The organism is Enterobacter cloacae complex sp. P38RS (assembly GCF_014930775.1).
GTDB lineage: Bacteria > Pseudomonadota > Gammaproteobacteria > Enterobacterales > Enterobacteriaceae > Enterobacter > Enterobacter bugandensis.
Window position 1 is genome coordinate 38,433 of the sequence record NZ_JADBRS010000020.1, and the last position, 14,460, is coordinate 52,892.

Consider the following 14,460-nt stretch of genomic DNA (forward strand, 5'->3'; position numbering starts at 1 on the left):
CACAGGAGATTACTCCCCTTCACCCGGGAACAGGAACGGGTTGATCGAGCTACGGGCAAAGCCCTCTTGCTCCATCTTCGCATCCAGAATCAGCGAGGCGAGATCGTCCGCCACCGCTTCGACTTTCGGGTCTTTTTCCTGATACAGGATCTTCAGGTAGGTTCCGCAGTCGCCGCAGCTTTCGGCTTTCACCGCCGCGTCTTCATTTTCCAGCGACCAGTAGTTGAGATCGCGAGTCTGCTCGCAGTTGCTGCACTTCACGCGCACCACGTGCCACTCGGTTTCACACAGGTTGCAGTGCAGGTAGCGCAGCCCCTGCGTGGTCCCAATCTGCACCATGCTGGAGACCGGCATTGAGCCGCACACCGGGCAGAACTGGCGCGCTTCGCCGTATTCGGCGCGGGCTTTGCCCGGGATCAGGCTCGCCATTTGCGCCCAGTAGAGCGACAGCGCGGCCCAGATAAACGGCGCTTTATCGCTGCTGACCAGCGAGAAGTCGGAGGCAAACAGCGCGCTCGCCATCTCTTCCAGCTCCAGGTCAGAGGCTTTTTCCAGGTTCTCAATGACAGCCAGCGCCGTGCCGCTCATCTCCGGCTTCAGCTCGGCAATCAGCGAATGCAGCAGCTTATGCCAGTGCTTGTCGCGCGGCAGGACGTGAATATCCAGCGGCGGCTTGCCCTGCTCGTTAGCTTCTTTGATGCGCGCGGTCAGGTCCATTTGCAGCGGGTGATCGTACAGCACCACCTCCTGCGCATGGGCGACCAGCGCGGCAAAACGCAGAAAATCGCCCAGCGGGTTGTTCTCTGCCAGCTCGCGCAGACGCTCTGCGCGGCGGTTGTAGAGGTTCTTGAGTCTGGGGAATAACAACGGCGGAATATACTCCGCCGTACGTTTCTCGCTCGACCCCAGCTCATCTTGCGGGATTATGCGAATACTCATTCAGATGACTTTTCCTGTTTCTGGCGGACTTCACGGTACCAGCGCGGGTGATGTTTCTTCGCCCACGTTTTGGTTACCCATCCTTCCACCATCGCGGTAATGGTGCCTTTCACCCAGAGGGCGGCGTAAATATGCACCATGATAACCACAATTAACGCCACTGCGGCAAATGAATGCAGCATTAGCGCAAATCGGATCACCGGGATTGAGAAAGCAGGCGCAAAGTACGGACGCCAGATGATCACGCCGCTCACCAGCAACAGGACCAGGAAGATAATCGCCGCCCAGAATACGCATTTCTGGCCGAAGTTATAACGCCCGGTATCACCCACTTCCTCGTTGACGACGATCTTACGAATATTCTTCGCCCAAAAGATATCATCCCGATTGATTAGGTTATGGTGCCAGTAGCGGAAAAACATGATGATAAACGAGGCAAACATCACCACACCCACGAACGGGTGAAGGATGCGCGCCAGCTGCGGCGTGCCCAGGATCTGCATCAGCCAGTTGAAGGAGGGGAAGAAGAACCCCAGCCCGCTTATCGCCGCCAGCATGAAGCAGAAGGCGGTGACCCAGTGGTTGATGCGTTCCGGCGCGGTGTAGCGCACGATGGTGTCACGTTTTCTCATTTGCGCACCTCGTCTTTCTCTTCATGCAGGTTGTCGTCTTCCTCTTCCGCACGGTTCGGACCGACGCCGACGTAGTGGAAGATGCTCGCTGCGAAGGTGGCAGCAAAGCCCACCGCGGCCAGCGGTTTCCAGATGCCTTTCCAGAACTTCACGGTGGCGCTGATTTCCGGGTTCTCCGGCAGGCCGTGATACAGGTTCGGCTTGTCGGCGTGGTGCAGCACGTACATCACGTGCGTACCGCCAACCCCGGCCGGATCGTACAGGCCCGCGTTGTCATAACCACGGGTTTTCAACTCGCCCACGCGCTCTGCCGCCAGCGTTTTCATATCCTCTTTGGAGCCAAAGTGGATAGCGCCGGTTGGGCAGGTCTTCACGCATGCAGGCTCTTGGCCCACGTTAACGCGGTCAACGCACAGGGTACATTTGTAGACGCGGTTGTCTTCCGGGTTCATGCGCGGCACGTCGAACGGACAGCCCGCGATGCAGTAGCCGCAGCCAATGCACTGCTCGGACTGGAAGTCGACGATGCCGTTGGCATACTGAATGATAGCCCCTTCTGACGGACACGCCTTCAGGCAGCCCGGATCCGCGCAGTGCATACAGCCGTCTTTGCGGATAAGCCATTCCAGTTTGTCGTTCTGCTCCACTTCCGAGAAACGCATTACCGTCCAGGACTTGGCGGTCAGGTCTGCCGGGTTGTCGTACACCCCGACGTTGTGACCCACTTCGTCACGGATGTCGTTCCACTCAGAGCAGGCCACCTGACAGGCTTTACAGCCGATACAGGTGGTCACGTCGATCAGCTTCGCCACTTCCTGCTGGTGGTCCCGCGCCTGAGGCGCGGGCGTGAAACCGTTAGTCGCGGAACGACGGATAATGTCTTGAGATTGATAAGCCATAAGTCGTCTCCGTTACACCTTTTCCACGTTCACGAGGAAGGCCTTAAACTCCGGCGTCTGCGTGTTCGCATCACCGACGAACGGCGTCAGGGTGTTCGCAATGAACCCTTTCTTCGCCACGCCCTCATAACCCCAGTGAATTGGGATGCCAATGGTATCCACCTGCTGACCGTGAACGTTCAGCGTGCGAATACGCTTGGTCACCACCGCCTTGGCCTTGATGTAGCCGCGGTTAGAGGAGACCTTCACGGTATCGCCATGGGCAATGCCGAGCTTGTTCGCCAGCTTCTCGCCGATCTCCACAAACTGTTCCGGCTGCGCGATGGCGTTAAGCAGCGCGTGCTTGGTCCAGTAGTGGAAGTGTTCGGTCAGACGGTAAGTGGTGCCCACGTACGGGAACTTGTCTTTTTTACCCAGCGCTTCAAAGTCGCCCTTGAAGATACGCGCTGCCGGGTTAGAGACCACGTTCGGGTGCAGCGGGTTGGTGCCCAGCGGCGTCTCAAACGGCTCGTAGTGTTCCGGGAACGGCCCTTCCGCCATCTTATCGATAGCAAACAGACGGCCCATCCCTTCAGGCTGCATGATAAACGGCCCAACGTCGCTGCCTGGTGCGGCAGTGCTGTAGTCCGGAATATCCACGCCGCCCCATTTCGCGCCGTCCCACTTCAGAAGCTGACGCTTCGGATCCCACGGGTTACCCTGCGGGTCAGCGGAGGCACGGTTATAGAGGATGCGGCGGTTCAGCGGCCATGCCCATGCCCAGCCCAGCGTATTGCCGAGGCCCGACGGGTCGGCGTTGTCGCGGTTGGCCATCTGGTTGCCTTTCGGCGTCCAGCTACCGGCAAAGATCCAGCAGCCGCTGGAGGTGGTACCGTCATCGCGCAGGTGGGCGAAGGTGCTGAGCTGGTCGCCTTTCTTCGCCAGAACCGCGCCGGTGGCCGGGTCGATAACGTCCGCCAGCGCCTTACCGTTGCTCTCCATAGCCACTTCTTCCGGCGCAGGATTTTCCGGCGTCGAGTAGTTCCAGGTCATGTTCAGCACCGGCTCAGGGTTCGCGCCGCCTTCTGCCGCATACATCTTACGCAGGCGTAAGAAGATACCGGCCAGGATCTCGCCGTCGTTCATGGCGATGCCCGGGGCGTCCGCGCCTTTCCAGTGCCACTGCAGCCAGCGGCCGGAGTTGACGATAGAACCGTTCTCTTCCGCGAAGCAGGTGGACGGCAGGCGGAACACTTCGGTCTGAATCTTCGACGGATCGACGTCGTTTGATTCGCCGTGGTTCTGCCAGAAGGTCGAGGTCTCGGTGTTGAGCGGGTCAATCGTCACCAGGAACTTCAGCTTCGAGAGGGATTCAACAACTTTATTCTTGTTCGGGAACGACGCCACCGGGTTAAAGCCCTGGCAGATATAGCCGTTGACCTGGCCCTGGTGCATCATTTCGAAGTACTGGAGAACGTCGTAACCTTTGTCCCACTTCGGCAGCCAGTCAAAGCCCCAGCTGTTTTCCGCCGTCGCTTTGTCGCCGTAGAAGGCTTTCATCAGCGAGACGAAGAACTTCGGATAGTTGCCCCAGTAGTTCACCTGGCCTTCGAGCAGCGGTTTTGGCGTGCTGGCCGTCAGGTAGGTCTGCAGGTCAGTCTGTTTCTCGCTTGGCAGGTTCATGTAACCCGTCAGGCTCTGAGACAGCAGGCCGAGGTCGGTCAAACCCTGGATGTTAGAGTGACCGCGCAGGGCATTCACGCCGCCGCCTGCCATCCCCATGTTGCCGAGCAGCAGCTGCACCATTGCCATCGTACGGATGTTCTGCGCGCCGATGGAGTGCTGCGTCCAGCCGAGTGCATACAGGAACGACGCGGTTTTGTCCTTCGCGCTGGTCTCCGCGATCAGCTCGCAGACCTTCAGGAAGTCCGCCTTCGGCGTGCCGCAGATGTTCTCAACAACGTCCGGCGTGTAGCGGGAAACGTGCTCTTTCAGCAGGTTCCATACGCAGCGCGGGTGTTGAAGAGTGGTGTCGCGCTTCGCAAAGCCTTTCTCATCCAGCTCGTAGTTCCAGCTGGTTTTGTCGTACTTGCGTTTTTCAGCGTCGTAACCGCTAAACAGGCCATCTTCGAAGTGGTAATCCTCACGCACGATCAGGCTGGCGTTGGTATAGGCTTCGGTGTATTCGCGGTTGTATTTTTCGTGGGTCATCAGGTACAGCAGTACGCCTGACAGGAAAGTAATGTCAGTACCTGAACGAATAGGGGTGTAGAAATCCGCCACTGACGCAGTACGCGTGAAGCGGGGATCGATCACAATCAGTTTCGCACCGTTGTGGATTTTGGCTTCCATCGCCCAGCGGAACCCGACCGGGTGCGCTTCAGCGGCGTTACCGCCCATCACCACAATGAGGTTGGCGTTCTTGATGTCGACCCAGTGGTTGGTCATCGCACCGCGACCAAATGTTGGAGCAAGACTTGCTACCGTTGGTCCGTGTCAGACACGCGCCTGGTTGTCGACCGCGAGCATACCGAGTGCGCGCGTGAATTTCTGGGTTAAATAGCCGGTTTCGTTGCTGGAGGCAGAAGCACACAGCATCCCGGTGGAGAGCCAGCGGTTGACCGTGACGCCGTCGGCGTTCTTCTCAATAAAGTTGGCATCGCGGTCTTCTTTAATATGTTTTGCGATGCGGTCAAACGCCTCTTCCCAGCTGATTTGCTGCCATTTATCGGAGCCAGGCGCGCGATATTCCGGGAATTTCAGACGGCTTTCGGAGTGGATAAAGTCCACCAGACCGGCCCCTTTCGGGCACAGCGCGCCGCGGTTGACCGGATGGTCCGGGTCGCCTTCGATATGGAAAATAGACGCTTTGGCGTTTTTCGCACCGTCGCCGAGGCTATACATCAACAGCCCACAGCCGACGGAGCAGTACGTACAGGTGTTACGGGTTTCGCGGGTGCGCAGCAGTTTGTACTGCCGCGTTTCCGCCAGCGCTACGCCGGGCGCAAAGCCCAGTGCCGCCGCCGTGGTGCCTGCCATACCGCCAGCGCAGATCTTAAAGAACTGCCTTCTGCTGACCTGCATGGGTCACTCCTTGTTCGACATTGCTTATATATGTAGTTTTAACTTCGCGGTTGAGAATTGACCGCAAAGGAGAAAAATTTGCGTTAATCCCTCATTTCTCCGAGGGATATCATCAGAATACCACAATGTCGGTATACCTGTTCCAACGGCGTTAATACAAAGTGAACGTATTATCACTGTGTTGATTATAAAGTGTGACACTGATCACACTATAAGCTCTGCATGTTAAAGGGGTGTAGCGGGGGTCGGGTTGCACCTCTTCTTAATGAGTAGGACAATGAGTGTCGAAAAGTTGATCCATACTATGCGTAAGGCCTGCGGTTTATGCTGCAATAGCAGGCTTACTTCCGTGGTTGTTCAGGAATACCGCTGTGTCTAAACAAAACCGTGCTACCCGCTTATCGCCACTGCCTGCGGGCATTGTGGAAATGTCGGTACGCAGACCGCCCCACATTACCCATGCCACACCCGATTTTCTGGCTGAAGAAGTGCCCGTTGCCCTCGTTTACAACGGTATTTCGCACGTGGTGATGATGGCCTCACCCAAAGATCTCGAACTTTTCGCCATCGGTTTTTCCCTCTCAGAAGGCATCATTTCGCACCCGCAGGAGATCTACGGCATGGACGTGGTTCAGGCGTGTAACGGTCTTGAAGTGCAAATCGAACTCTCCAGCCGCCGCTTTATGGGGCTGAAAGAGCGCCGCCGCGCGCTGGCCGGGCGTACCGGGTGCGGTGTCTGTGGTGTTGAGCAGCTTAATGATATTGGCAAGCCCGTTGCGCCACTGCCGTTTACCCAGACCTTCAATCTGGCGCATCTCGACCGTGCGCTGGAAAATCTCAACGATGTTCAGCCCATCGGCCAACTGAGCGGCTGCACGCACGCGGCGGCGTGGGTATTGCCGTCAGGAGATATTGCTGGAGGGCATGAGGACGTGGGCCGCCACGTCGCGCTCGACAAGCTATTAGGCCGTCGTGCGGGGGAGAGCGATCTCTGGCAGCAGGGCGCGGCGCTTGTTTCCAGCCGCGCCAGCTATGAGATGGTGCAGAAGTCCGCGATGTGCGGCGTGGAAATTCTGTTTGCGGTGTCGGCGGCAACCACGCTGGCGGTGGAGGTGGCGGAGCGCTGCAATCTGACGCTGGTGGGGTTCTGCAAGCCGGGCAGGGCGACAATTTATACCCATCCGCAGCGGTTAATGGTTGATCAGTAATTTTGAACGATAATAGCAAATCCTTCCGCTTTTAGTTGTTCAGGATGAGGGCTAGTATTTATCTCATCAAGGCACGGTGCCTTACCTAAACAACTTAATGAAAGGGTTTATATCATGAAAAGCATCAAAACTTTTGTCGCTGTAATCGCTCTGGCTACTTCTTTCGGTTCTTTCGCTGCACAGACAGTGACCGCCTCTGCTTCCACCATTGATAGCGCAGAAGCGAAAATCGCGGCTCAGGCTCAGGAAGCGGGCGCGTCATCCTACAAAATTACCCAGGCGTTCACCGGTAACCGCGTACACATGACCGCTGAACTGAACAAATAATTTCGCCATACCGTCGAAAGAGCGCCCCTGGGGCGCTTTTTTAGTTTATACCCGCCAGACGCAGCAGCGCCGTCACCACCGCCGCCGCGACGATCACCACAATTAACGGCATTTTTCGCCATGCCAGGAACACCGCGAACCCCACGCCCAGCACGCGCGCCATGCCCGCAAAATGTTCCCCTTCATAAAACGTGGTCGCCAGCGCGACGGAGAACAGCAAAACGGTAGCCGCATCGGAAAGCAGCGCCTGCGATCGTTCAGAAAGCGCCAGCCGGTTGCCCAGCTTTGCCCCGCCGAGACGCATCAGGTAGGTTCCGGCAGAAAGAATGGCGATGCCGAGAATAAAAAACGTCATATTTCCCATTATTTTTTCCTCGCAGCGAGACCGAGTAACGAAAGCAGAACCGGTAAACCCACCGGGGCAAACGGCACGGCAGCCAGTGATAGCGCGGCACCGCTGCAGGCGCGGATCAGCGTGGTACGGTTTTTAAACGCGGGAACCACTAACGCCAGCAGGATCGCCGGAAACACCGCGTCCAGCCCGATGGTCTCCGGGTCCGGCAGCAGTTTACCGACCATGGCACCCAGCAGCGCCCCCACCGGCCAGATAATCGCCACGCCTAAACCGCACAGCCAGTAGGCCGCTTTACGCTGCTCGGGCGTTTTTTGCGACAGGCCAAACACCACGCTTTCATCGTTCATGATGTGACAGCCGAGATAGCTCAAACCCCGTTTGCCCACCAGTTCACGCACCGTCACGCCAAACGGCACATGGCGCGCGTTGACCAGCAAACCGGCGGCCGCTGCCGCCAGCGGGTTACCTCCGCTTGCCACAATGCCGATAAACATAAACTCGGATGCGCCCGCCAGCACCGTGAGGGAAAGCACAAACGGCACCCACAGCGGAAAACCGTAGGCCATCGCCAGGGAGCCGTAAGACATGCCGACCACGCCTACCGCGAGGCAGACCAAAATTATCGCTTTTATCGTGTCGCCTTTCAGGCAAGAGAGGGGATTCTTCATATCATTTTAGCCATATCGAACGCATTTCCATTATAATGAACGCATCAAAATCGTTTTACAAGATGAACGAATCGTTCGTTATAGAGAGACAGAGGCCGTTTTTATGACGCAGCCAATCAGCGTGATCGCCAAAAGTCTGGTGCGGGAACGCCTGCGAACCGGGCTGTCACTGGCGGAAATTGCCCGCCGTGCCGGGATCGCCAAATCTACGCTTTCTCAGCTGGAGTCTGGCAACGGCAATCCTAGCCTGGAAACGCTCTGGTCGCTTTGCGTGGCGCTGGATATCCCGTTTGCCCGGTTACTGGAGCCGCAGCAGCCCGTCACGCAGGTGATCCGCCGCGGCGAGGGCACCAAGGTGGTTGCCGGGCAGGCAAACTACGAGGCGATTTTGCTGGCGGCGTGTCCGCCGGGCGCGCGTCGTGATATCTATCTGCTGCTGACGCAGCCGGGCGCAGACCGTATTTCCCAGCCGCATCCGCCGGGGTCGGTTGAGCATATTATCGTGACCCAGGGGCGGGCGATGGTCGGCCTGATCGACGCGGCGGAAGAACTCGGCCCGGGCGATTACATTTGCTACCCTGCCGACCAGCCGCATATCTTTAAGGCGCTGGAGCCAGACACCCACGCCCTTCTGGTGGCGGAACAAAATTAACGAAGATACGGAAAATCATGTCGCTCAAAGCCATTGCTAAAGAACTGGGGCTGTCCGTCACTACCGTCAGCCGCGCCCTCAACGGGTATGACGATGTTTCTGCTGAGACGCGCGCCCGCGTGGAGGCGGAGGCCCAGCGCCGTGGTTACCGACCTAATACGTTTGCGCGCCGCCTGAAGATGGGCAAAATTGATGCCGTCGGCCTCGTTTTTCCCGTGCATCCTGTTCCGCTCAATAACAGCGTTTTTATGGACATGGTCGGCGAAATTAGCCACGAACTGGCGCGACATGAGATCGACCTGCTGCTCATCGCCGACGATGATCTGGCGGATAAGCACAGCTATATGCGCATGGTGCAAAGCCGCCGCGTGGATGCGCTGATTGTGGCCCACACGCTGGATCACGATCCGCGACTTGAACAGCTGCAGGCCGTCGGATTCCCTTTTCTGGCGCTTGGCCGCAGTCAGCTGCCGCAGCCGTACGCGTGGTTCGACTTCGACAACTATGCTGGCACGCACCAGGCCACCCGCTGGCTGATTGAGAAAGGCCATCAGCGCATCGCCCTGCTGGGCGAAAGCAATAATCAGGCATTTATCACCCAGCGGCGACAGGGCTACCTGGACGCGCTGCGGGAAGCCGGGCTCTCCAGCGAATGGCTGCGCGCTATGCCCCCTTCGCGCCGCGTGGGGTATGCCACCACGAAAGAACTTCTCTCCCTGCCGCAGCCCCCCACGGCCATCATTACCGACTGCAACACCCACGGCGACGGCGCGGCGATGGCGCTGGCGGAACTGGGCCGCCTGACAGGCGAGAACGCCGTTGCGCTGGTGGTTTATGACGGACTTCCGCAGGACAGCATCGTTGATGCTGACGTGGCGGCAGTGATCCAGTCCACTCGTCAGGGCGTCGGGAAACAGATTGCCGATATGGTGCGCCAGCTGATTAACGGCGACGACGTCGAACGGCTCCAGGTGCTCTGGCAGCCCGAATTCTTCCCGGGCCAGACGGCCTAAACCGCGTAAATTTCCAAACCCGATCACAGATCCGAAACGTTTTGGTTTGTATCCGAAACGTTTCGGATCAACACTCAAGGCATCCCGACGACAGGAGATGTCTGATGCAAGATGCCATTTTACGACTCGAAAGCACCACGGTTGACGTGGTGATAAAAACCCAACCGTTCGCCGAAATTCTCTACTGGGGGCCGCACCTTCAGCACTTTTCGCCGCAGAATGTCGCTACGCTGGCGCGGCCGGTGGCAAACGGCAGGCTGGATGTGGACTCCCCGGTGACGCTGATGGCCGAGCTGGGGCACGGGCTGTTTGGCTCGCCCGGTATTGAGGGGCATCGCCAGGGGCTGGACGGTTCCCCGGTGTTTAAAACCACGCAGGTGCAGCAGGACGTAAACACCCTGACGATAACCGCCGAAGATGAATGCGCGGGGCTGCGTCTGACCAGCGAGCTGACGCTGGAGGCTAGCGGCGTGCTGGTGGTGCGCCATGGGTTAACCAACCTGAAAGCGCTGGCGTGGCAGGTGGACCGATTCGCCGTCACGCTGCCGGTGGCCGAGCGCGCGCGGGAGGTAATGGCCTTTCACGGACGCTGGATCAGAGAATTTCAGCCGCACCGCGTCACGCTTGAACACGACAGCTTTATCATTGAAAACCGTCGGGGTAAAACGTCCCACGAACATTTCCCGGCGCTGATCGCCGGTACGCCATCGTTCAGCGAAATGCAGGGCGACGTCTGGGGCGTGCATCTGGGCTGGAGCGGCAACCACCGCCTGCGCGCCGAAGCGAAAACCGATGGTCGCCGTTATATACAGGCCGAAGCGCTCTACCTGCCGGGTGAAATGGCGATTGAAGAGGGCGAAACGCTCTGGACGCCGCGCCTGTATGCCAGTTATTCCCCGCACGGGCTGAACGGCATGAGCCAGCAGTACCACCGCTATCTGCGCGACAGCATCATCCGCTTCCCGGAAAACAAACCGCGCCCGTTACACCTCAATACCTGGGAGGGGATCTACTTCAGCCACGATCCGGAGTACATCATGCGCATGGCCGACGAGGCCGCCGCGCTGGGCGTGGAGCGCTTTATCATTGACGACGGCTGGTTCAAAGGCCGCAACGACGACCATGCCGCGCTGGGCGACTGGTACCTGGATGAGAAAAAATACCCGAACGGCCTGACGCCGGTAATCAGTCACGTTAAACGGCTCGGCATGGAGTTTGGCATCTGGATCGAGCCGGAGATGATTAACCCGGATTCCGATCTGTATCGCGCGCATCCTGACTGGGTGCTGGCGCTGCCGGGCTATCCCCAGGCGACCGGGCGGCACCAGCTGGTGCTCAATCTCAACATCCCGCAGGCCTTTGATTACCTGGTGGAGCGCATGAGCTGGCTGCTGGGCGAGCATGCGGTTGATTACGTGAAATGGGACATGAACCGCGAACTGGTGCAGCCCGGGCACAACGGTAAAGCCGCCGCCGACGCGCAGACTCGCCAGTTTTACCGCCTGCTGGACGTGCTGGGCGAGCGTTTTCCGCACATTGAATTTGAATCCTGCTCCTCCGGCGGGGGGCGAATCGATTATGAAGTGCTGACCCGCAGCCACCGCTTCTGGGCTTCCGACAACAACGACGCGCTGGAGCGCAACACGATCCAGCGCGGCATGAGCTATTTCTTCCCGCCGGAGGTGATGGGGGCGCATATCGGTCATCATAAATGTCACGCCACCTTCCGCCAGCACAGCATCGCTTTCCGTGGGCTGACGGCGCTGTTTGGGCATATGGGGCTGGAGCTGGATCCGCTCACCGTCGATGCGCAGGAGCGTGAGGGCTATCGCCATTATGCCGCACTGTATAAGCGGTGGCGTGAGGTGATTCATCGCGGTACCCAATGGCGCGTGGACATGCCGGATGCCACCACGCTGGCGCAGGGTATAGTGAGTGAAGACAAAGCGCAGGGGCTGTTTATGGTCAGCCAGCTCGCGATGCCGGATTACACCCTGATGATGCCGCTGCGCATGCCGGGGCTAGACGCCAGCGCACAGTACCGCATCACGCTGCAGGATCACCCGAACATTCAGATCACGGGCGAGGGCGGACACACCATGCGCAAGCTGCCAGCGTGGATGGAAGCCCCGCAAACGGCAAGCGGCGAATGGCTGATGCGGGCGGGTATTGCGCTGCCGATTCTGGATCCGGAAACCGCCATTCTGATTGGCGTAGAACGCGTGTAAAGGTGACGGGCCGGGCAACCGGCCCTCCGTTGAGGATAAAAATAATGAACACAACAACCTGTACCCACAAAGACAACCCCAATTTCTGGATCTTCGGGCTGTTCTTCTTTCTCTACTTCTTCATCATGGCCACCTGCTTTCCGTTCCTGCCGATTTGGCTGTCGGACATCATTGGCCTGAATAAAACCCATACCGGGATTGTCTTCTCCTGCATCTCGCTGTCGGCCATCGCGTTCCAGCCGGTGCTGGGCGTCATTTCGGACAAGCTGGGGCTGAAAAAACACCTACTGTGGATCATCTCGGTGCTGCTGTTTCTGTTCGCGCCGTTTTTCCTGTACGTCTTCGCGCCACTGTTGAAAACCAATATCTGGCTGGGCGCGCTGAGCGGCGGGCTGTATATCGGCTTTGTTTTTTCAGCCGGATCCGGGGCCATTGAGGCCTACATTGAACGCGTGAGCCGCAACAGCCTCTTTGAATATGGTAAGGCGCGCATGTTTGGCTGCCTCGGCTGGGGGCTGTGCGCCTCAACGGGCGGCATCCTGTTCGGCATCGATCCGTCGTATGTTTTCTGGATGGGATCGGCGGCGGCGCTTTTGCTGATGCTGTTGCTGGTGGTCGCGAAACCGAAGCCCAACCAGACGGCGCAGGTGATGAACGCCCTGGGCGCGAACCAGCCGCAGATCACCGCTAAAACCGTGTTCAACCTGTTCCGCCAGCGCAGAATGTGGATGTTCATCCTGTACGTGATTGGCGTGGCCTGCGTGTATGACGTTTTCGACCAGCAGTTTGCCACCTTCTTTAAAACCTTCTTCGCCACGCCGCAGGAAGGGACCCGCGCCTTTGGTTTTGCCACCACGGCGGGGGAGATTTGTAACGCCATCATCATGTTCTGCTCGCCGTGGATCATTAACCGCATCGGCGCGAAGAACACGCTGCTGATCGCCGGGGTGATTATGGCGACGCGCATTATCGGCTCGTCGTTTGCCACCACCGCCGTGGAGGTCATCGCCCTCAAGATGTTGCACGCCCTGGAAGTCCCGTTCCTGCTGGTGGGGGCATTCAAATACATTACCGGAGTGTTTGATACGCGCCTGTCGGCCACCATCTACCTGATTGGTTTTCAGTTTGCCAAACAGTCGGCAGCGATTTTCCTCTCCGCCTTTGCCGGGAATATGTATGACCGGATCGGCTTTCAGGAGACGTATCTGATGCTGGGCTGTTTCGTGCTGGCGATTACGGTGGTATCGGCGTTTACGCTGAGCAGCAGGCGGGAGATTGCTGCACGAAGTAACACGGTGGAGGCGAACCAGGCATAGGCGCTGTAAAACGACGAAACCCACCAGAGGTGGGTTTCATAAATCGCTTTGCCTATGGTGTACGCAACCAGAACCTATAAAAAGGGGAAGTAGACAGTACAGGCTTTCAGGACCAAATTCTAACGGTTGAAGGATCCACCGTCAACTGTATCTACAGGTCTATGGTATGCTTCGGCACATCGTTCTGGGAGCACGAATAAATGCCGCAAGCTACTAATTATAAACCGATTATTTCATTGATCTCATCAATACGTCTGGACGGATATCGCACAACGTTTCGTCCGAATAATGAATGCGAATTATACGGCATATACATCTGGTCTCAGCATGCAGCAGCGTCCATTTATCCTCTCCTCCAAAACCTTGAGATCTCTTTAAGAAACGCCGTCGACAGAGAAGCCAGGGTGAGATTTGGCGATATGTGGTGGGAAACGATTCACTGCACAAAAGACCGGGATGAGTGTCATTTCTATAAAAACATCGAAAAGGCTCAAGAGTGCCTTACCCGGGAATGGCGCAAAAAAGAGATGAGACGCAGGCGAGGAGCTTATGCTCAGGTGCAACCGGTCCCGGAATGGAGTCACGATCGTATTATTGCCTCAACGGATTTTAGTACCTGGCATTATGTTTTGAATAATGAGTTTAACGCTCCCGCGCCGCGAGATAACCACGGGTATTTATGGCCAAAATCATTGAGTAAAGTCTTTAAAAATTACGCCAGAATCAACACGAACCCGCAAAAAGTCAGAAAAACGCTGATCGATCTCATCTTTGAACTGAGAGAGTATCGCAACCGTATTTCCCATCACGAACCTATCTGGGTTAAAGCGCCAAACGTGAATGACGCAAGAACGGCGATTGATACGATAAGAGTCAAGATAAACAAAATTGAACTTATCATCGAAGCTCTTGATATTAATCTGCTTAAGGTGATGAAAAAGGTAGGGCTGTTTGAGAATGCCAGACGCGTTTGCTCACTAGACGAGCTCAATATCTATCGTTATACGAAACCGTTTTGTGCGTTATCGCCCGAGCAGATTGCCGTTATTGAACAGTACTGTCACGATGCGAAAGAGAGGAACGAAACCATCATCTGGGAGCATGATACGGTAGTTTATGGATTGAGAACCTTGCGCTAAAAGCAGGTGACGCGTGCGTTG

The 14,460-nt window shown here is 57.3% G+C and carries 13 protein-coding genes; 7 read left to right on the plus strand and 6 right to left on the minus strand.

The genetic code is table 11. The annotated features are described in order from the left end of the window. Positions 1-9 precede the first annotated feature (9 nt). The 4 genes from fdhE to fdnG are packed head-to-tail and all read right to left on the minus strand — an operon-like array spanning position 10 to position 5,533. Complete coding sequence (gene fdhE / locus IM303_RS19920; RefSeq protein ID WP_028014872.1) at positions 10-939, minus strand: formate dehydrogenase accessory protein FdhE; 930 nt, start codon at positions 937-939, stop codon at positions 10-12. After that, on the minus strand, positions 936-1,571 hold the full coding sequence (gene fdoI, locus IM303_RS19925; protein ID WP_015569914.1) for a formate dehydrogenase cytochrome b556 subunit: 636 nt from the start codon (positions 1,569-1,571) through the stop codon (positions 936-938). The genes fdhE and fdoI overlap by 4 nt, the downstream gene beginning before the upstream one ends. Beyond that, complete coding sequence (gene fdxH / locus IM303_RS19930) at positions 1,568-2,470, minus strand: formate dehydrogenase subunit beta (protein ID WP_003861960.1); 903 nt, start codon at positions 2,468-2,470, stop codon at positions 1,568-1,570. The genes fdoI and fdxH overlap by 4 nt, the downstream gene beginning before the upstream one ends. Before the next feature lie 12 nt (positions 2,471-2,482). Further along, positions 2,483-5,533, minus strand: a complete 3,051-nt coding sequence (gene fdnG / locus IM303_RS19935) for a formate dehydrogenase-N subunit alpha (protein ID WP_193360190.1) — start codon at positions 5,531-5,533, stop codon at positions 2,483-2,485. 371 nt (positions 5,534-5,904) lie between these two features. On the opposite strand from fdnG, the gene fdhD reads away from it, so the two are divergent. Both fdhD and IM303_RS19945 read left to right on the plus strand, forming a co-directional pair. After that, the gene (gene fdhD, locus IM303_RS19940; RefSeq protein ID WP_049000043.1) at positions 5,905-6,741 is read left to right on the plus strand and encodes a formate dehydrogenase accessory sulfurtransferase FdhD; all 837 of its coding nucleotides are present in this window, start codon (positions 5,905-5,907) and stop codon (positions 6,739-6,741) included. A 114-nt stretch (positions 6,742-6,855) separates the two neighbouring features. Further along, positions 6,856-7,068 carry a DUF1471 domain-containing protein gene (locus tag IM303_RS19945; RefSeq protein WP_028014869.1) on the plus strand — a complete coding sequence of 71 codons (213 nt, stop codon included), beginning with the start codon at positions 6,856-6,858 and terminating at the stop codon, positions 7,066-7,068. 40 nt (positions 7,069-7,108) lie between these two features. Here the strand turns inward: IM303_RS19945 and IM303_RS19950 are convergent, their stop codons facing one another. Together IM303_RS19950 and IM303_RS19955 are read right to left on the minus strand one after the other, a co-directional pair. Next, entirely contained in the window at positions 7,109-7,432 is a 324-nt protein-coding gene (locus IM303_RS19950) for an AzlD domain-containing protein (protein WP_028014868.1), read from the minus strand. Next, positions 7,432-8,091, minus strand: coding sequence for an AzlC family ABC transporter permease (locus IM303_RS19955; protein ID WP_028014867.1), 660 nt, complete (start codon positions 8,089-8,091; stop codon positions 7,432-7,434). The genes IM303_RS19950 and IM303_RS19955 overlap by 1 nt, the downstream gene beginning before the upstream one ends. Positions 8,092-8,194: 103 nt before the next feature. Here IM303_RS19955 and IM303_RS19960 point away from each other — a divergent pair, with 103 nt between their 5' ends. The 5 genes from IM303_RS19960 to IM303_RS19980 all read left to right on the plus strand — a co-directional run bounded on the left by IM303_RS19960 (position 8,195) and on the right by IM303_RS19980 (position 14,439). Beyond that, the gene (locus IM303_RS19960) at positions 8,195-8,743 is read left to right on the plus strand and encodes a helix-turn-helix domain-containing protein (RefSeq protein ID WP_003861973.1); all 549 of its coding nucleotides are present in this window, start codon (positions 8,195-8,197) and stop codon (positions 8,741-8,743) included. 17 nt (positions 8,744-8,760) lie between these two features. Next, the gene (locus IM303_RS19965) at positions 8,761-9,756 is read left to right on the plus strand and encodes a LacI family DNA-binding transcriptional regulator (protein ID WP_193360191.1); all 996 of its coding nucleotides are present in this window, start codon (positions 8,761-8,763) and stop codon (positions 9,754-9,756) included. A 104-nt stretch (positions 9,757-9,860) separates the two neighbouring features. Continuing rightward, entirely contained in the window at positions 9,861-11,984 is a 2,124-nt protein-coding gene (locus IM303_RS19970; protein WP_193360192.1) for an alpha-galactosidase, read from the plus strand. A gap of 44 nt (positions 11,985-12,028) precedes the next feature. Continuing rightward, complete coding sequence (locus IM303_RS19975; protein WP_192972064.1) at positions 12,029-13,300, plus strand: MFS transporter; 1,272 nt, start codon at positions 12,029-12,031, stop codon at positions 13,298-13,300. Between the two features lie 200 nt (positions 13,301-13,500). Beyond that, positions 13,501-14,439 (plus strand): Abi family protein, encoded by a 939-nt coding sequence (locus IM303_RS19980; protein WP_053087961.1) that lies wholly within the window; start codon positions 13,501-13,503, stop codon positions 14,437-14,439. Positions 14,440-14,460 lie beyond the last annotated feature (21 nt).